Source organism: Pseudomonas sp. LBUM1640, from assembly GCF_059716225.1.
This window is the reverse complement of the sequence record NZ_CP166816.1, coordinates 2,419,571-2,437,332: the sequence shown is the minus strand read 5'-3', so window position 1 is coordinate 2,437,332 and position 17,762 is coordinate 2,419,571. Positions and strand designations below refer to the sequence as shown.

The following is a 17,762-nucleotide window of genomic DNA, read 5'->3' as shown; positions in this document are numbered from 1 at the left end:
CTTCCTCGAATTATTTTAATTGGCTTGAGGGGTGCGACATGGCGAGATACTAAACGAGTGTTCAGCAAGGAGGCAATCGGCAAACTGCAAATATTTTCAGAGGGGAATTACCGGCCTGAACATTGCGTTCAGGCGGCGGGAAAGGTTCAGGGTTTGAGCTGATAACGCTGGCGACCGCCGCTCTGCAAGCCGTCGACCCAGGCCTCGCAAATCTGAATGCCCTGCTCCGGCGTGAAGGTGCCGGGGTTGAGCCCCGACTCCAACCACAACCCGTCGAGCAAGGCGCTCAAGCCAATGGCAGCGAGGTCGGCGTCGAACTGCTCCCAGCCCTCTTCCTTGGCCATGTCAGTCAGGGCTGAGCGCATGATGGTGCGGTATTCGCCATAGGAATGTTCGTGGGCCTGGTTGATCGCGGGCGCCGTTTTCACCGCGCCCCAGAACACCAGCCAGGCATCGAGCAACTGCGGGTCGAGCAATTCAGCCGAAAACGAACCCCGAAACAACGCCGACAGCCGCTCGCGAGGGTCCGGCGGCGCTTTGGCCATGGTCTCGCGCAGCAGGCTCATGACTTGGCCGGTGATCGTGCGGTAGGCCTCGGCCACCAGCTCATCCTTGCCGGAGTAGTGGTGGCTGATCAGCCCGACCGACACCCCGGCCTCGGCGCTGATCTTGCGGATCGACGCGCCCTGGAAACCGTCACGCTTGAGGCATGTGAGCGTCGCCTGGACCAGGTTGGCCTTGCGCAATTGCGGCTCCATGCGGGAGAAACGTGATTCCTGGGTCATGGGGCGGTGTCCTCATTGAGTCGGCTGCACGACTCTACATCAGTCCCGGAACCCCGGCGACACCCGATCCAGCATCCGCAGCAACGCCGCCCACGCGAGCTGCATGGCGTCCGGGTCGGTCAGCTCGCCCTCCTCCAGCACCCGGCCTGGGTTATTGAATTGCTGTTCGGTGTAAGCGCAGACCTCAGCGGGCGGCAAGATCAATGTGCCGCAGGCTTGCGCCGCGATCTGAATCTCACAGGCTTTCTCCAGGTAGTACATGCGCAAGAACGCCTGGCTGACCGTCTCGCCTACTGTCAGCAAACCGTGGTTGCACAGCATCAGCACCGGCTTGTCGCCCAGGTCATGCACCAATCGGCGCTGCTCAGCCATATCCAGGGCGACGCCTTCGTAGGCGTGGTAGGCGACCTTGCCGTAGAACTCCATCGAGATCTGGTTGACCGGCAACAACCCGCATTCCAGCGCGGCCACCGCACAGCCTGCACGGGTGTGGGTATGCAGCACGCACTGGGCATCTTCGCGCGCGCCGTGGATCGCGCTGTGGATGACAAAACCGGCCGGGTTGACGGCGTAAGGCGATGGTTCCACCGCACGGCCATCCAGGCCGATCTTTACCAGGCTGGAGGCGGTTATTTCATCGAACATCAACCCGTAGGGGTTGATCAGGAAGTGGTGCTCAGGCCCGGGAACACGCACCGAGATGTGGGTGAAGATCAGGTCGCTCATGCGGTAGTGCGCGATCAGTCGATAGCACGCGGCAAGCTCTTCGCGCAGTTGCTGTTCGGCGGAGTGAGTCATTTTTATTCTCCAGGCACGGGGTTGGGGAAGGCGACGCTAATCCAGGGACCAGTAAAAAAACAAGTTGATTTTTTACTGGCGCTCGCCTCCTATAGAAAAATAACAATAACAGCGCCTGGAGTAATCGCACCATGTCGCACCCTGCCTTTGCCCACCTGTTCGCGCCGTTGCAACTGCGCGGCAAACGCCTGAAAAACCGCATCATGTCCAGCGGGCATGACACGTCGATGCCCACCGATAACCGGGTTAACGCGCAGTTGATCGCCTATCACCGTGCGCGGGCCGAAGGCGGTGTGGGGCTGATTGTGCTGCAGGTTGCGGGGGTGCATGACAGCGCGCGCTATACCTCGCATGTGTTGATGGCCACTGACGATGCCTGCATCGATGGCTACCGCGAATTGGCCCAGGCCTGCCATGCCCATGACACGGTGGTGCTGTCGCAGATCTTCCATCCGGGGCGGGAAATCATGGAGTCGGCAGACGGTTTGCTGGCCGTGGCGTATTCGGCGTCAGGGGTGCCCAACGAGCGCTTTCGGGTCATGCCACGGGCGCTGGACCAGGCGATGATCGATGAGCTCGTCGCCGGTTACGCGGCGGCCGCCAGGCGCTTGTATCAAGCCGGGATTGATGGCGTGGAAGTGGTCGCCAGCCACGGGTATCTGCCGGCGCAGTTTCTCAACCCGCGGGTTAACCGGCGCACCGATGACTACAACGGTTCACTTGAACAGCGGCTGAGGTTTTTGCGGGAGATTATCGCGGCGGTGCGCGGGGCAACCGATGAGCATTTCATCATCGGCCTGCGCATTTCTGCCGATGAACGCGACAGTGAGGGCCTTACCGAAAGCGAATCCCTGGAGGCCGTGCAACGCCTGCAATCGCAGTTGGACTTTGTACACATCGTCGCCGGCACCTCGGCGTCTTTGGGCGGCGCGATCCATATCGTACCGCCCATGGCCATCGCTGCCGCATACCTTGCGGATGAGGCGGCGACGTTCAAGGCCAGCCTGTCGGTCCCGCTGTTTGTCACCGGGCGGATAAACCAACCCCAAGAGGCCGAGTTGATCCTGGCCCGAGGCCAGGCCGATGTGTGCGGCATGACGCGCGCGCTGATTTGTGACCCGCTGATGCCGGCCAAAACCCTCGACGGCCGCGCCGAAGATGTGCGCGCGTGCATCGCCTGCAATCAGGCGTGTATCGGCCACTTTCACAAGGGCTTGCCGATTTCCTGTATCCAGCATCCCGAGACCGGGCGCGAATTGATTTTCGCCACCCTGCAACCGGCGTCAACGCGCCGGCGAATCATGGTGGTTGGCGGTGGGCCGGCCGGCATGAAAGCGGCGGCCGTGGCCGCGCAACGCGGGCACGACGTGACGTTGTACGAGGCCAGCGGGCAATTGGGTGGGCAAGTGCTGTTGGCGCAATTGCTGCCACGGCGCAGTGAGTTCGGCGGCGCCAGCACCAACCTGCAGCGCGAGATGGCGTTGGCGGGTGTTCGCGTGGTGCGCAACACCCGCGTCGACCGGGCGCTTGTGGAGCAGGAGCAACCTGATCACGTCATCATCGCCACCGGCGCCGAGCCCTATTGGCCGGCCTTTGAGCAAGGCGGTGAATTGCAGGTGGTGGACGCCTGGCAAGTGTTGCGCGAGGCGGTTGTGCTGGGCCGTTCGGTGGTGGTGGTCGACTGGCGTTGCGACTGGATCGGCCCAGGCATTGCCGAGCGCCTGAGGCGCGCCGGCCATCACGTGCAATTGGCGGTGAATGGCACCCACTGCGGGGAAAACCTGCCGCTGTACGTACGTGATCAACTGGCTGGAGAGCTGCACCGCCTGGCTATTCCGATCATCCCCTACGCGCGCCTTTACGGCTGCGATGACAGCACCGTCTACCTGCAACACACCGCCAGCGGCGAGCCGATGCTACTGGAGAATATCGACAGCCTGGTGTTGTGCCAGGGCCATCAGCCGGTGGACACTCTGGGCGCAGAGCTGCAAGGGCGGGTGCCCTTTGATCGCATCGGCGACTGCCTGGCGCCGCGCACTGCCGAAGAGGCAATTTACGAAGGACTCAAGGTCGCATGGAACCTTTGAACAACGAACCGCAGCAACTGTTTCTCGGCACGCGCATTCGCGGCCTGCGCAAGGCGCGCGGCCTGACGCTGACCGAGCTGGCGCAGCTCAGTGAATTGACCGCCGGTTATCTCAGCCAGTTGGAACGTAACCTGGCGTATCCGTCGATCCCGGCGCTGTTCAATATTGCCCGTAGCCTGGGGGTGACCATCCAATGGTTCTTCGCCAGTGAGACCGTCCCGGCCCCCGCGGATGAAGGCTACGTGGTGCGTAAAAACAACCGTCAGAGCATCCGCTATGAAGATGGCATCGTCGACCAATTGCTGACGCCGTTGCCCAACCATCAACTGGAAATGCTGCAGTCGAGCTTTCCCCCCGGCACCTACAGCCAGCAGAGCTACAGCCATGAAGGCGAGGAAGCGGGCTACGTGTTGAGCGGGCAGTTTGAGTTGTGGGTGGGCGAGCGGCATTTTCTGCTGGAGGCGGGCGACAGCTTCAGCTTTGCCAGCAGCGAACCGCACCGGTATGGCAACCCGGGCAAGGTGCCGACGGTGGTGATCTGGGTGATTACGCCGCCAACGTTTTAGGCCGCTTGTACACAGGCGAGCGTTGCCTGCAAGGATTGGCGAAGGTGGCGTGGCATGCCATCAATCGATGCGGCGCGACAACGTCACGGTGTTGCTGGCCCGGTTCGACCGCTGAACGCCCTCACGGCCACTTGAATACGGGTCATGGCATGGTCCAGGCTGGCAGTGGATGTTATGGAATACCGCGCTGCGCCCCTGCCTGGCAAGTGAAGTCGCCTTTTTATAGCGAATGGCACTCGTGACTTCTGGTAAAGAGTCCTTTTCGAATTCGACGGTTTTTCCGAAGGAACGAGGGGCCGATACTCGACTCCATTGTTCACACCCCTTCAGGAGTTACTGATGTCTACCCCTACCCAAAACGTCCCCGCCTTCGGCCTCGGCACCTTCCGCCTGCAAGGCCAGGTGGTGATCGACTCCGTGAGCACCGGCCTTGCGCTGGGCTACCGCGTCATCGACACCGCACAGATCTACGAAAACGAAGCCGATGTCGGCCAGGCCATTGCCGACAGTGGTGTGCCGCGTGACGAGCTGTTTATCACCAGCAAGATCTGGATCGCCAACTTCGCCGAAGGCCAGTTGGTTCCCAGCCTTAAAGAGAGCCTGCGCAAGCTCAAGACGGACTACCTGGACCTGACCCTGATCCACTGGCCATCGCCGGAAGACCAGGTGCCTGTGGCCGAATTCATGGGCCAATTACTGGAAGCCAAACGCCTGGGCCTGACGCGCCAGATCGGTATCTCCAACTTCACGATTGACCTGATGAAGCAGGCCACTGCCGCGGTGGGCGCCGAGAACATTGCCACCAACCAGGTCGAGTTGCACCCCTACCTGCAAAACCAGAAAGTGGTGGATTTCGCTACCGCCCACGGTATCCAGATCACTTCGTACATGACGCTGGCGTATGGCGAAGTGCTCAAAGACCCGGTGATTGAGCAAATCGCCGAACGCCATCAAGCCACCCCCGCACAAGTGACCCTGGCATGGGCGATGCAGTTGGGTTACGCGGTGATCCCATCGTCGACCAAACGCGCCAACCTGGAGAGCAACCTCAAGGCCCTGCAACTGACCTTGAGCCCTGCCGACATGGCGCAAATCGCGGGCCTGGAACGTGGCCATCGCCTGACCAGCCCCAAGGGCATCGCACCTAAGTGGGACTAAACCACGGTTGCAGGCTGGCCGGATAATTCCCGCAGCCACGGCAACACCCGCAGGCCACGGGAGGCCTGCGGTGGGTCGATGATGTCCATGAAGTGTTCGAGATTGACGGTGTCTGGCGCGCCGGGCAGCCGTACCAACACGCTGGGTGTTACATCGGATTGGCCCAGGTCCTGGTGATCGTAGACCAGCGCATGGCGTACCTGCGGCTGCGGCCCGTCGGCATGGGCCATCAACCCCGCATTAATGATCAGCACGTCAAATGGTTCGGCCGGGATGGCGGTGAGAATCTGCAGCTCTTCGAAGGTGTGCACCGGGACAATCCGGTGATACCCCAACTGGTTGAGCATTTTTTCTATGTACAGCCGGTGCAGGTGCTGTTCATCGGCAATCAGGATGGTCAGTGCTTTGTTCGGCATGGCAAATCCCTGGGCAGGCTGTGCTCGTCAGTGAGCATCGCCCATTCTCCAGACATATCTCGAAGACAAAATCAGGCTTATTCCCACTTATTGTAGGAATTTTCCCAAATCCGCCAAATGACCATCAACCATCGTCAATGCCGATTGCAATAAGCACTCAGGTAATGATGCAGCTCGCCGATTGCCTCACCGACGGCGTCAACCGCCGAGCCCAAAGCCTTACGCTCCTGTCGTTGACAGACCGACTCGAGCGTTTCACAACAGGCAATCAGCGCCTGGGCCTTGACCATTCGTGCCCCGCCCTTGGCGCGGTGAGCAAGGTCATGCAGCGCGTGAAAATTCGTTGTGTGTTGCAGCGACGGGAGCAGCGCGCGGTCAGCTTCCAAGCTATCGAGCAACGGCTCAAGCAGCTCCTTCAGCGCGGCGTGATCGTCCCCCGTCAACGAGATTAACGTGCTCAAATCGAACGCCACTTCAGTTGCATCTGGACGAGGAAGGGCCGTGAGCGTGGCCAGGGCTGAGCGCAAGTCCTCAAGCCCGGCAGGCTTGAACAGGCAATCATCCATGCCCGCTTGACGGCAACGCTGGGTTTCTTCCGGTTGTGCATTGGCGGTGAACCCCAGCAGCAGGCACGGTTCCAGGCCTTGCTCACGTTCTTGCGCGCGGATGTCACGCGCCAAGGTGTAGCCATCCTTGAGAGGCATGTTGCAATCGGTGATCACGGCATCAGGCTGCCGGGTTTTCCACAGTTCAAGCCCCTCGATACCGTCTTCGGCTGTGATGATGCGGTGCCCCAGGAAGCTCAATTGCCGGGCCAGCAGCAGGCGGTTGGCCGGGTAGTCATCCACCACCAGAATGTCCAATGCACGCACCGGCTGCACGGCGGGGCCTGGGGCTGAAACCTCGACCGCCAATGCAGCCGTCCTGGCCAACAGCAACGTCACGTCGACCCGCGTACCTTGGCCGAGCACACTGCTCAACTGCAGATTGCCCTCCATCATTTCACACAGATTTCGGCTGATCACCAGGCCCAACCCCGAACCGCTACGCGCCGATTGCTCGGTGTTGCTCCCCTGAATAAACGGGTTGAACAGGCGCTGCTGGTCTTCGGCGCTGATGCCTATACCGGTATCTTCCACCCACAGCCTGAGGCTTAGCTGGCCGGTGTCTGTTGCCGGCGAACTGCGCGCGCCCAACCGTACCTGGCCTTGGGAGGTGAACTTGATGGCATTGCTCAGCAGGTTGGACACCACCTGTTTGAAGCGCAAGGGGTCGGCCAGTACTTGGCAATCAATCAGCGGATCAAGCTCAACCTGCAGCACCAGGCCTTTGGCCCGCGCCAGCCCCTCGAACACTCGCACCAGCGACATCAGCAACTCATGCAAGTTGGCCGACTCCAGGGCCAGGGACAGATGGCCGGACTCGATCCGCGCAATATCAAGAATATCGCCAATCAACTCCAGCATCCCATGGGACGCCACCGACGCCACCTCCAGGGCATCGCGGTCGGCGCGGCCCTGCTCGGCGTTCGCAAGGGCCAGTTCGATCATGCCGATCACCGCGTTCATGGGCGTGCGGATTTCATGGCTCATGGTCGCCAGGAACGTAGTCTTGGCGCGGTTGGCGGCGTCGGCGTCCTCTTTGGCTTCCTGCAACTGGCCCAACAGTCGCTGGCGTTCACTGACGTCCACCCAACCGGCAATCATGCCCACAACGTTATCGTCGCCGTCACGGTATGGCAGCATCCAATGGTAAATGGTCAACACCTTGCCACTGGGCAACTTGATGACCCGATCGTGAATCTGCGGCTCACCACGTTCCATCAGTTGCAGGTAGTCCTCATGGAAGGACTGGGCCTGCGGAGGGTTGCCGGAGTCGGTTTGTATGACCGTCTTGCCGATCACCGCTTCAAGCGTAAAACCAAACACCTCCAGGTAAGCGCTGTTGCAGGCCATCAACCGCCCCTGGCGGTCACGCACGTAAATCGGATGCGGCGTGCCGTCGATCAGCACCCCCATAAACCGCATCTGGTCGCTCAAGGCACGCTCGGCCTGGGCACGTTTGCGGATCAGGCTGCGCAGGTAAAAAGCCCAGCCCAGGGTTATCAGCAGCAATAGCGCCGCCAGGCCAAACCCTTGAATGATCGCACTGCGATGGCGTAGCCAATGGTCTTCGACGATCACGTCAGTGCGCCACTGGTTGATCAACTCATCCATTTCCTGGGGCGGGATGCTCAGCAATGCCTTGTCCAGTATCGAATACAACTCCAACTGGCCACGGTTGATCCCAAATGTCATACGTGCGGGTTCAGAACCGACGGTGCTGGTCACGCGCACGATGTCTCGGTATTGCAGAGCGATCAGGTAGCGCGCATTGATCAATGAATTGACCGCCGCTTCGGCGCCGCCAGAGGCCACCAGCCCCACGGCTTGCGTGGGGTTTGTGGCCTCCACGAAGGTGATGCCGGGGTAATCGCGATTGATCACCTCACGCAGCGCACTGCCCCTGGTTATTGCAAGGCGCTTGCCGGGCATGTCTTCCAAGGTCATCGTCGCGGGGTCGTCGTTTCGAGTCACCAGCACCAGCGGATTGGTCAGGTAGGGCCGGGTAAATCGCACCTGATCGGAGCCCTCGATGCTAGGGGTGATCACCGCCATCATGTCCGCCCTGCCGGCGCTGACCGCGTCGATCTGTTGGGGCATGGAGCCGCCAGGGACGACATCGAATTTCAATCCGGTGCGCAGGCTGATCCGGGACAAGACGTCAGCGCTCAAGCCGTCCAATTGCCCTTGAGCGCCAAACGATGCCAAAGGCAGCATCTGGTCGGACGCCACCACTCTGACCCGCGGATGTTTCTCCAGCCAACGTTGTTCGTTGGTGCTCAAGTGCAGCCGCTGAGCACCGAGCAGGCCTAGGTTGCCACCGCTCCAACGACGCAATATTTCCATCTGTTCGTTAGCCGGTATCGCCCTCAGCGCCGAATTGACGATGCGCAGCAACCGAGTGTTGTCCCGGGCAACAGCGAAGGCGAAAGAGTTGGATTCCAACGTGGAAAAATCCGCCATTTGCACATTGTTCAGGTGGTTGCGGCTGATCTGGTAATTGGCGGTGATGGCGTCTCCGAGGTAGACATCGGCGCGCCCGAACGCCACGGCGCCGATGGCTTCGAAAATAGACGGGAACAGTTCCAACCGGGCCTTGGGGTAGAAGGCCTGAACGGCATCGGGCTGCATGTAGTGATAGAGCATTGCCACACGCTTGCCTGCCAGATCGACAGTCAAGGCCTGGGTGTCTCCGGTACGGGTTACCAGGACCGGTTGATCATTGGCATAGGAGCGCGACAGGACCAACTGCGGGTCGCCCGCTTCAAAACCGTTGGCCGTCCCCAGCAAGTCAATGGCGCCCCGCTTGAGCGCCTCGATCACCTCATCGCGGGTATCGTAGCGCCGAACCTCCACGATGACATTCAGCGCCTGGGCGAGCAACCGCGCATAATCGGCCGTGATCCCTTCAAGTTCGTCGTTATTATTCGTCAGTTCGAACGGCGCATAGTCTGGCGCTGAAACCCCCAGGTACAACGTACGACGCTCGCGCAGCCAGTGCCAGTCAGCCTCCCCCAGCGCCACGGACAGGCCATTGCCATCCAGCGTGGCGTGCCCCAGCAAACGCAGGGGGTGAGGCTCATCAAGGGCCATCGCCAGCATCGGAAACAGCCCCATCAACAGGGCAATCATCAACCGTCGAATGTAGGTTGGGGTCATTTCGAATCAGATCAGATGATTACGCTGGGCAAACTTTGCCATGTGTACCACCGACGACATGCACAGTTTGTCTTTGAGCCGCGTCTTATAGGTACTGATGGTCTTGTGGCTCAATAGCATATCTTCGGCAATCTCGTTATTGCCCAGGCCCAGAGCCAGCTTGCGTAGTACCTCCAACTCGCGATCCGAGAGACACTCCACCAACTGCAGCTCCGAGGCCTGCAAATCGTCACGGCGCACCGAACTGGTTGGCAAGCTGGGGAAACAGCTGTAGTTGGACATCACCGCCTTGATCGCCTTTTGCAGCTCATCCAGTTCGCCTGTCTTGGCGACAAACCCCATGGCACCGGCGCGCATGCAGCGAGCGGAAAAAAACTCTGGAAGGGACGACGTCAGTACCAGCATCTTGCACGGCAGGCCCAGCGCCTTAACCCGACCGATCACCTCCAGGCCACCCAGCTTCGGGATGGCCAAGTCGAGAATAATCAGGTCCGGGCGCCCTTCCCTGGCCTTCTGAACGGCATCCGCGCCATTGCCCGCCTCATCGATTTCAGTGAAACCCTCCTGCTTGAGCAGGAACCGAACGGTTTGGCGGATAAATGGATGATCATCGACTATTAAAGCTTTGCTCATAAAACTCCCCTGGGAGGTAAGAACCCTTACACATCACACGGGACACAGGTACCTGTGAGAAATGACAGTGCCGACCAACGGTACTGCCCCTGCTCAGGACGATAGCCAGGCTGCGCCTGGTCCCTTCGATTGAAAAATGTCGAACACCTACAGCTAAACCGTCGCTGCCGGCTAGCTACAAGTGCGCAACCTTAACAACGAAATTGCGTTTCATCCGAAGGGATAATCCCAGCAAAATGTAGGATTTATCCTAGCAAGGCACTGCCAATCCAGTACTTGGCGACGCTTTCGAGCACCAGGCTAGTCGGTAGTACTCGGGCTCCAGAACGCCTGCACCACCAAGGTCGACGTGGAAATACGCGCAACCAGCGCGTCGAGCTCGTCGCCGTCTACCGAGGTCGCAACCAGGGTGGCTTCGATCTCCACTTCTTCACTGCCGAACGGCCGCACGTCGACGTCGCTGGCCGGGTAGTTGCTGCGCGCCAACTCGGCTTCCAGCAGGACCATCACCGCTTGTTGCTGGCTGCGCCGCGCAATGACGTAGAGGATATTGGTGACCTCTGCCGACACCACGTCCAACGGCTGGCGGTTGATGTTGTTGACGATCGGGCGCAGCAAGGTGTTGGCCGCCAGCACAAACAGCGTGCCCAGCAGCGCCTCCAGAATCAGGTCGGCCCCCGCACACGCACCGACCGCCGCCGATGCCCAGAGGGTGGCTGCGGTATTGAGCCCGCGCACGTTGCCCTCTTCGCGCATGATCACGCCGGCACCCAGAAAGCCGATGCCCGAGACCACATACGCGACCACACGGACCGCGCCTTCGGCACCGCCGAGGCGGTTGGCCATGTCGACAAAAATCGCCGCGCCCACCGCCACCAGCACATTGGTGCGCAAGCCCGCCGTGCGCTGGCGGTATTGGCGCTCGAAGCCGATCAAGCCACCGAGGATAAACGCCGCGGTGAGGCTGACGACGGTATCGACCAAGGAATTGAGGTTGATGTTGTTAATTGCCTGCATAAGAAATCTCCCTGTATGCACCCGAACCGTGTGGGAGCTGGCTTGTCAGCGATAACGGTGTGTCATTCACCGGACGGAATCACTGATATACCGCTATCGCGGGCAAGCCCGGCTCCCACATTTAATCGTGGTGCCGATTAAAGCGGTGCTGGTCAGCGTCGATGAGAGGGATTCGGGCAGGCGCCAGGACAGGCGCTGCCGGGATGCCGCTGCTCGCTTTTTCAGGCGAGATAACGGCATCGAAAAAATGCGCGTTACCTTGCCAAGTAGATGCCGGTTACCGAAACCGGCCGACAACTGTCACTCGAACAAGTACCCACTGAGGGTCTCCGCTATTGATTAAAACGCGCGGAGTTTACGCCGCGATGTCAGGGGGAGTAAACCGTAGGAAAATTTACCGATGGGCAATAGGAGGATTTTTCAGGGGACGTTCAGGAACCGCTTTCCAGGATTTACCAACAATCAAATGTGGGAGCTGGCTTGCCTGCGATGGCCTCAACGGATTATGCCTGATGTACCCAGGTGTCTGCATCGCAGGCAAGCCAGCTCCCACCGAAGAGGTGCTGCAGTTCGGCCGCCGTTCAGTAACACACACCACCTCCATGCGGTGCTGTCCTTTCAAATAACTAGTCGACAATCCTGAGCTTCACGTGCGCGCCGTCAGGCAAATCCTTGATCTCAAGCGCCAGGTCACCACAGAACCGAACCTGCTCGACATGACCAAGTTGACGCACATTGTCGATGGCGTATTGGCCACCCAATACCGGCGAAATAACAAAATGGTAAACCTGGCCAGGCGCCAACGGCCCCAGTGCCTCCTCGGCCTGCTCCACCATCGGTTGCAAATACCAGTCACGCAGAAATGCCTGGTCACTGGAGATCTCATCCAAGGCCGCACGCGTCTGCGCAATCATCTTGCAATAAAGCCCTTCAGGGCACAGCCGCCAGTAGCGTGCCTGCGTATCCTTGATCATCAAGTTGCCAAAAGCGGTGGTGCCCACCACCTCGACGGGGTCGATACCCACCCAGCCCCAGCTGTCGCGTATGGTTTGAATCATGTCCATGCAGCCTCCTTGCGTCGAAAACCGTCAATCATCGCGCGTCAGCACTTCCAACAACTCAATCTCAAAGCGCAAGTTGCTGTTGGGCTTGATATGCGCGCCCATCGAGCGCTCGCCGTAGCCCAGGTGCGCCGGTACAAACAGCGTGCGTACGCCGCCTACCTGCATGCCCATCAACCCCTGGTCCCAACCCTTGATCACCCGCCCGGTGCCGATCACACATTGGAACGGCTTGCCGCGCGCCCAGGACGAATCGAACACCGTGCCGTCTTCCAGGGTGCCGGTGTATTGGGTAGTGATCAGCGCGCCCTTGACCACGGCTTTGCCCGCGCCGGGGCGGACGTCGGTGATCTGCAGTTCGTCATTGCTCATGGGGGTCTCGTTGAATGCGTAAAGGCTGGGGTTTTCCCAGAATTGGGTAGGTTTGGCAAGTGTAGGAACGCTCAACACCTGGCGAGTTTGTACTCCACCTACGAAAGAATACGACGTTGCCTAGACTAGAATCACACGCTGCTTATTCTTGCTCCACAGTGCCTGCCTTCACCCTATGAAGAGACAATTGACTCTGAATAGGGAATATCAGAATGACCATCGGTTCCGGCTTTAATTATCCATCAGACATCGCCCAGGGGCATCATCGGGAAAAGCGTTCTACTCGTGACAAATGGAGGGCTAGATTCCCTAACCCGCCAGACCTGTGCTTTGACTATCGTGCCTTGGTAGAACAGGAAAATGGCGTTGCGCAAGCCACTCAAGCGCAGCACAAAATCTGCATTATTGGTGCGGGCGTTACAGGTTTAACCACCGCACGGGAATTACACAGGTGCGGTTTCAAAAATATCACGGTGATTGAAAAATCCACGCGTATTGGCGGCAGACACCTCACCGCCCTCGGTAGACATATCACCAACTCAATTGGCAGGCCACCGTTTGAGATGGGCGCAATGAGAATGCCCTTTTTCAATAAATCAAATGAGCCACCCACCGACGGCCGCTCACTCATGGCCTATTACGCTAAGGCCTTTAAACTAGTCCATTCTGATTTTCCAAACCCCGGCAGCCCTGCCGTACGATCAACAGGCATCTATTTGCGAGAAGGGAGCGTTGATGGTAACGGTGAGCCCACCATGCTTATCTGGAAAAACACCGATGGAAAAACTGTGCCCCCAGGCCAAACATTAGGCACCGTCTTTGCGAAGTGGAAAACGTTTGCCGACCGCATGACCCTGCACGTCGCCGAGCATTATGGGTCCGAACACTGGGAATCCATGTGGGCGTCTATCGTCAGCAAATACGAGAGCCTTTCATTTCGTGACCTGGTGAAAATGCCAGCCATAGATGCCTGGCGCCAACGTGACCCTGGTAATTTTGGCGGAATGGGTATGACTGCGCAAGAATCTGCTGTTTTCTACTCGATCGGAATTGGTGATGGCAGTTGGGGCGCATTCTATGATGTTTGCTCGCTTTATCCATTACGTACGGCAATATTTGGCTTCAGTAGTCATCTGCAGTTGATCCACGGCCGGGTAAATTCGGATGGCACGCCCATGGCATCACCTTATTTAAATGCTCAATCGACCGTCGATTCCAAAGGTCTTATCTTCAACAAACCGAATTACATTGGGCTTGGTGCTCTAGCGGAGTCTTTACTTTTTATCAAGCCGGACGAGACCGACGAGTCTCTCTATGAACATTTACTTAAAAGTCAATCCGGGTTACTGACAAGTAGCACAGTCACCACGCTACAAAAACTGACTAATGGGCGAATAAGAGTCCATTATGAGCGGAACACCTTACGGCCAGAAAGATCAAAAAAAGAATTTGAAGACTACGATTCCGTCGTGATGACGCTGCCATCTTGGCTAATAGAGACACAAATCCTGCTCGAAAATTTTAACCAACAGATGCTGCCATTCGACATAGTCGCCGCCTATAAGACCGCTCATTGGGAAACCAGCTGCAAGGTATACGCGCCGCTTAAAAAATCTTTTCTTTCTAACCACCACAACATCCCTCAAGCCATCGTAACTGACAGCCTCATCCATGACGTTTATACCTATCGCTACAATAACAATCACGTCTACGACTGCATTCTCCTCAGCTACACATGGGAAGACGACGCGACAAAGCTCTCCTGCTTCAGCGATGTGGAACTTGTTGACAAGTGCATAGAGGAGCTTGACCGAATCCTGTTGAAATCTACCAACATAAGACAAAAAATATCGCCTTACATCGGACGTGAAGGTGCGGTCGTTCAACGCTGGATGAACGACAAAAATTCTCTTGGCTGCGCAAAACTTTATCGTGCAGGCACTTATTACGACGCGGTCAGCCTGATGAAATATAATCGAGATTTCTCTCACACGTCGGGACTCTATCTTTGCGGCGAGTCTTTCTCTGTTGATGCCGGCTGGACCGAACCTTGTTTCAGGGGGGCCATTGATACGGTGATAAACATCTGTGACAAAACCAATGCCCATTTCAACGGCGGCTTTACGATGCAGGACTACCCCGAATACAAAACCGAAAACCAGAAGTAAAAGAAACAGACTACGCCGCAACAGGAATCGCCCGACTACCATATAAACACCTTGTCGACTCTTATAAACATTCAGCCAACCCCGGCTGCATAACAATAAGAGGTCACATCGATGAGCGAACCAACCAGCCCGGCCCGTATAGCGGTTATCCAACTTGATCCGCAGGTCGGTATGGCCAACCGAGCTGACAATTTGCGCCAGAGTCTTGCCCTGGCAACCGAGGCAGCGAATGGCGGCGCCAACCTGATCGTGCTGCCTGAGCTGTCCAATTGCGGGTACTTTTTCAGCAGTCGCCAAGACGCCTTTGATCACGCAGAAGCGGTTCCCGATGGCGTCAGTGTGCGCGCATGGATTGATTTTGCCTGCAGGCATCAGGTGTATCTGGTCGCGGGCCTGAGTGAGAAAGACGGCATGCAGTTGTTCAATACTGCCGTGCTGCTCGGCCCCGACGGGTACATCGGTAAGTACCGCAAAGCTCATTTGTGGAACTTGGAAAAACTTTGGTTCACCCCCGGCAATACAGGCTTTCCGGTGTTTGAAACGCCGATTGGGCGCATCGGTATGTTGATCTGCTGGGACATCTGGTTCCCGGAAGTACCGCGTATTCTCAGTCAGCAAGGCGCAGACATCATTTGTAGCCTGAATAATTGGGTGTGGACGCCACCGCCGCTATTTGATGACGCGGGAAAATGCATGGCGTCCTACCTGACGATGACTGCTGCCCATGTGAATAACGTGTTTATCGCAGCGGCCAGCCGCATTGGTGAAGAGCGCGATGCCCGCTACCTGGGATGTTCGTTGATTGCAGGAACCAATGGCTGGCCGATAGGTGCGGTGGCTTCGGCCAATCGCCAGGAGATTCTATTTGCCGATGTTGATATCACCAGCGCCCGCAGTGCGCCGATCTGGAACAGCCTGAACGATCTGCAACGCGACCGACGCAATGATCTCTACGATCAAATGCTCGGGTATTCCCAACACCCCGCTCTGCCGCGTTGATGAGAGGGGAAAACATGCGAACGCTCTTTACTCCTGCAAGGCGCAACTGCTCACGTTCGGACATCACGGTCGTTCTTTTGGGGCTGATCAGTGTATTACTGGTGGCCTGGGTGGCACTCAGTCATCAAGGTTCTTGGCCAGGCTACCGCGACATGGCCACAAGCCTGCCCCATCCTATGGCCTGGCTGCGATGGATACTCGGGGACATCAGTGAAGTTGCCTTCTACAAACATGAACTTGCCTCGCTCGGTTTACTGAGCGGTGCCTACCTGGCCTGGTGGGCGAGCAAGCACGGAAAAACCTGGCAGGGTTTTTCGATCTCCTATGGGACCGGGCTGTGGCCATGGTTGGTGACCAGCTCATTGTTGGGGCTGCTGCTGAGTAACTTGCTGTGGGGCTGGAGCGTTACCGCGCAGACCTGGCAACCTACGTTTGCGGCATTCGTTTCATTGCCGGCGGCGATGGTGCTGATGTTTGGTGGCGGCTGGAAAATCACGCTCAATGGAGCGCTCCTGGGCGCATTGCTGGTGACGCCGATGTGCTTGTTGATCGTGAACTTCGTGTGCGTACCCTTGGGTCTGCCAGTGGTGATAGGCAATGTAATGGGGATGGCCGTCGGCAGTGTTATAGCGTTTGTACTGTGTCGCCGTGTACCCTCCCTGGTGCGCTCGGACTACACCGCCCCAGCCAAACCAATGCCGCCCAAGCCGCCCACCTACGGTGTAGTCTGGAGTCTGCGTCGGGTTCTGGCGGACTTCTCTGAAGCACCGTTTTTCGGGAACGAGCTGGCCAGCCTCGGGCTGCTGGCAGGCGTGTTGCTGGCATACGCGCTGAACCCCATCAGCCCGGCGTATGGATCAGGCCTGGTCTTGCCTCTACTCGCCGCACAAGCACTGACGTCGGCGTTGGGTGTAGTGATCTGGCGGCACCAGTGGATCAAACGGGGTTGGTATCCGACTTACGTCCCACTGGTATCGGTAGTGCCTGCCGCGGTGTTGACCTATGGCGGTAGTTGGACGGTGATAGGCTCAAGTGCACTGCTTGGTGCGCTGATCGCACCGCCCTTAGCCAGTGCCATTGCAGGGCGATTACCCGCTCACTTTCATCCATACATCGCCAATGTGATTTCAATGGCGTTGAGCACGCTTTTAGTAGTCCCCGTGGTGGGCTGGTTAGTCCAAATGTAAGAATCTTCCCCACGCTGCATGCTTCATGCAGCGTGGGGATGGTAAGCAGACTTGGTGGCTCACAACCAATGCCAGAACCGGCTCCAGAACCCGCGCCCCAAATCATCCTTGCACCCTGCATATTGCGCCGCATACATCTGCGAACGCGCCTGCACCTTGCTGGCCACCGGCGGCAGCCAGGCTTTGGCGGCGTAGGTGCGCTGGCGATAACCGCCCCAGCCTTCGTGGTAGTTCAAGTACTGGCCGTAGGCGTCGTATTTGTACACGCCGTTGATGGTGTAGGTCTTGTCCATGTACCAGCCGACAAAGTCGATGGCGTCGTCGAAGTCCTGGCGGCTGGCGCCGCTGCGGCCGGTGCTTTTGCGGTAGTCGTTCCACACTTCATCCTTGGCCTGGGCGTAGCCCGCGGCGGTGGAGACGCGGCCCCAGGGGATGATCCACAGCAGGTATTTGCGCGGGGCCAGGGCGTCCTGACGGAAACCGGATTCCTGGTACATGATGGCGAACGGCACCTGGATCGGCACGCCCCAGCGCTTTTGCGTGACTTTGGCGGCGTCGTACCAGTCGTCCTTTTCGCGGAAGATGCCGCACAGGTCGTTGGGCGTGCGTGGCGGCGAGGTGCCGCACGCTGCCAGCAGTGAAGTGAGTAATAACAGTCCGACGGCTTTGCCTGCGCTCAAAGGGCACCTTTGCGTGATACGCGTAAAAGGCCGCTATTTTACGCATTCATTCGGGCGGATAGGTTATCGGGTCG

Annotated in this window: 15 protein-coding genes; 6 read left to right on the top strand and 9 right to left on the bottom strand. The window is 58.4% G+C overall.

Annotated elements, in window-relative coordinates:
• Nucleotides 1–146: 146 nt before the first annotated feature.
• Nucleotides 147–785 (bottom strand): TetR family transcriptional regulator C-terminal domain-containing protein, encoded by a 639-nt coding sequence (locus tag ACA065_RS11025; RefSeq protein ID WP_497694520.1) that lies wholly within the window; start codon nucleotides 783–785, stop codon nucleotides 147–149.
• 39 nt (nucleotides 786–824) lie between these two features.
• The gene (locus tag ACA065_RS11020; RefSeq protein WP_497694519.1) at nucleotides 825–1,583 is read right to left on the bottom strand and encodes a class II aldolase/adducin family protein; all 759 of its coding nucleotides are present in this window, start codon (nucleotides 1,581–1,583) and stop codon (nucleotides 825–827) included.
• A 131-nt stretch (nucleotides 1,584–1,714) separates the two neighbouring features.
• Between ACA065_RS11020 and ACA065_RS11015 the strand changes: the two genes are divergently transcribed.
• The 3 genes from ACA065_RS11015 (at nucleotide 1,715) to dkgB (ending at nucleotide 5,394) form a co-directional block, all read left to right on the top strand.
• A complete protein-coding gene (locus ACA065_RS11015; RefSeq protein ID WP_497694518.1) occupies nucleotides 1,715–3,670 on the top strand; it encodes an oxidoreductase in 1,956 nt (651 codons plus the stop codon).
• Complete coding sequence (locus ACA065_RS11010; RefSeq protein WP_497694517.1) at nucleotides 3,658–4,236, top strand: cupin domain-containing protein; 579 nt, start codon at nucleotides 3,658–3,660, stop codon at nucleotides 4,234–4,236. The genes ACA065_RS11015 and ACA065_RS11010 overlap by 13 nt, the downstream gene beginning before the upstream one ends.
• A gap of 339 nt (nucleotides 4,237–4,575) precedes the next feature.
• A complete protein-coding gene (gene dkgB, locus ACA065_RS11005) occupies nucleotides 4,576–5,394 on the top strand; it encodes a 2,5-didehydrogluconate reductase DkgB (RefSeq protein ID WP_497694516.1) in 819 nt (272 codons plus the stop codon).
• On the opposite strand, the gene ACA065_RS11000 is transcribed toward dkgB, so the two are convergent.
• From ACA065_RS11000 to ACA065_RS10975, 6 genes are all read right to left on the bottom strand, one after another.
• Nucleotides 5,391–5,810 (bottom strand): chemotaxis protein CheY, encoded by a 420-nt coding sequence (locus tag ACA065_RS11000; protein WP_497694515.1) that lies wholly within the window; start codon nucleotides 5,808–5,810, stop codon nucleotides 5,391–5,393. The two genes, dkgB and ACA065_RS11000, sit on opposite strands and share 4 nt — an antisense overlap.
• Before the next feature lie 134 nt (nucleotides 5,811–5,944).
• Complete coding sequence (locus ACA065_RS10995) at nucleotides 5,945–9,571, bottom strand: transporter substrate-binding domain-containing protein (RefSeq protein WP_497694514.1); 3,627 nt, start codon at nucleotides 9,569–9,571, stop codon at nucleotides 5,945–5,947.
• A gap of 6 nt (nucleotides 9,572–9,577) precedes the next feature.
• Entirely contained in the window at nucleotides 9,578–10,204 is a 627-nt protein-coding gene (locus ACA065_RS10990; RefSeq protein WP_497694513.1) for a response regulator, read from the bottom strand.
• A 300-nt stretch (nucleotides 10,205–10,504) separates the two neighbouring features.
• On the bottom strand, nucleotides 10,505–11,221 hold the full coding sequence (locus ACA065_RS10985) for an MgtC/SapB family protein (RefSeq protein ID WP_497694512.1): 717 nt from the start codon (nucleotides 11,219–11,221) through the stop codon (nucleotides 10,505–10,507).
• Between the two features lie 626 nt (nucleotides 11,222–11,847).
• The gene (locus tag ACA065_RS10980; RefSeq protein WP_497694511.1) at nucleotides 11,848–12,285 is read right to left on the bottom strand and encodes a T6SS immunity protein Tdi1 domain-containing protein; all 438 of its coding nucleotides are present in this window, start codon (nucleotides 12,283–12,285) and stop codon (nucleotides 11,848–11,850) included.
• Between the two features lie 24 nt (nucleotides 12,286–12,309).
• A complete protein-coding gene (locus ACA065_RS10975) occupies nucleotides 12,310–12,654 on the bottom strand; it encodes an FKBP-type peptidyl-prolyl cis-trans isomerase (RefSeq protein WP_497694510.1) in 345 nt (114 codons plus the stop codon).
• A gap of 212 nt (nucleotides 12,655–12,866) precedes the next feature.
• Here ACA065_RS10975 and ACA065_RS10970 point away from each other — a divergent pair, with 212 nt between their 5' ends.
• From ACA065_RS10970 to ACA065_RS10960, 3 genes are all read left to right on the top strand, one after another.
• Entirely contained in the window at nucleotides 12,867–14,822 is a 1,956-nt protein-coding gene (locus ACA065_RS10970) for a flavin monoamine oxidase family protein (RefSeq protein WP_497694509.1), read from the top strand.
• A 111-nt stretch (nucleotides 14,823–14,933) separates the two neighbouring features.
• On the top strand, nucleotides 14,934–15,821 hold the full coding sequence (locus ACA065_RS10965) for a nitrilase family protein (protein ID WP_497694508.1): 888 nt from the start codon (nucleotides 14,934–14,936) through the stop codon (nucleotides 15,819–15,821).
• 14 nt (nucleotides 15,822–15,835) lie between these two features.
• Nucleotides 15,836–17,008 carry a hypothetical protein gene (locus ACA065_RS10960; protein WP_497694507.1) on the top strand — a complete coding sequence of 391 codons (1,173 nt, stop codon included), beginning with the start codon at nucleotides 15,836–15,838 and terminating at the stop codon, nucleotides 17,006–17,008.
• A 59-nt stretch (nucleotides 17,009–17,067) separates the two neighbouring features.
• Here ACA065_RS10960 and ACA065_RS10955 read toward each other — a convergent pair whose 3' ends face one another.
• Nucleotides 17,068–17,688, bottom strand: a complete 621-nt coding sequence (locus tag ACA065_RS10955) for a transglycosylase SLT domain-containing protein (protein WP_497694506.1) — start codon at nucleotides 17,686–17,688, stop codon at nucleotides 17,068–17,070.
• Nucleotides 17,689–17,762: the final 74 nt, after the last annotated feature.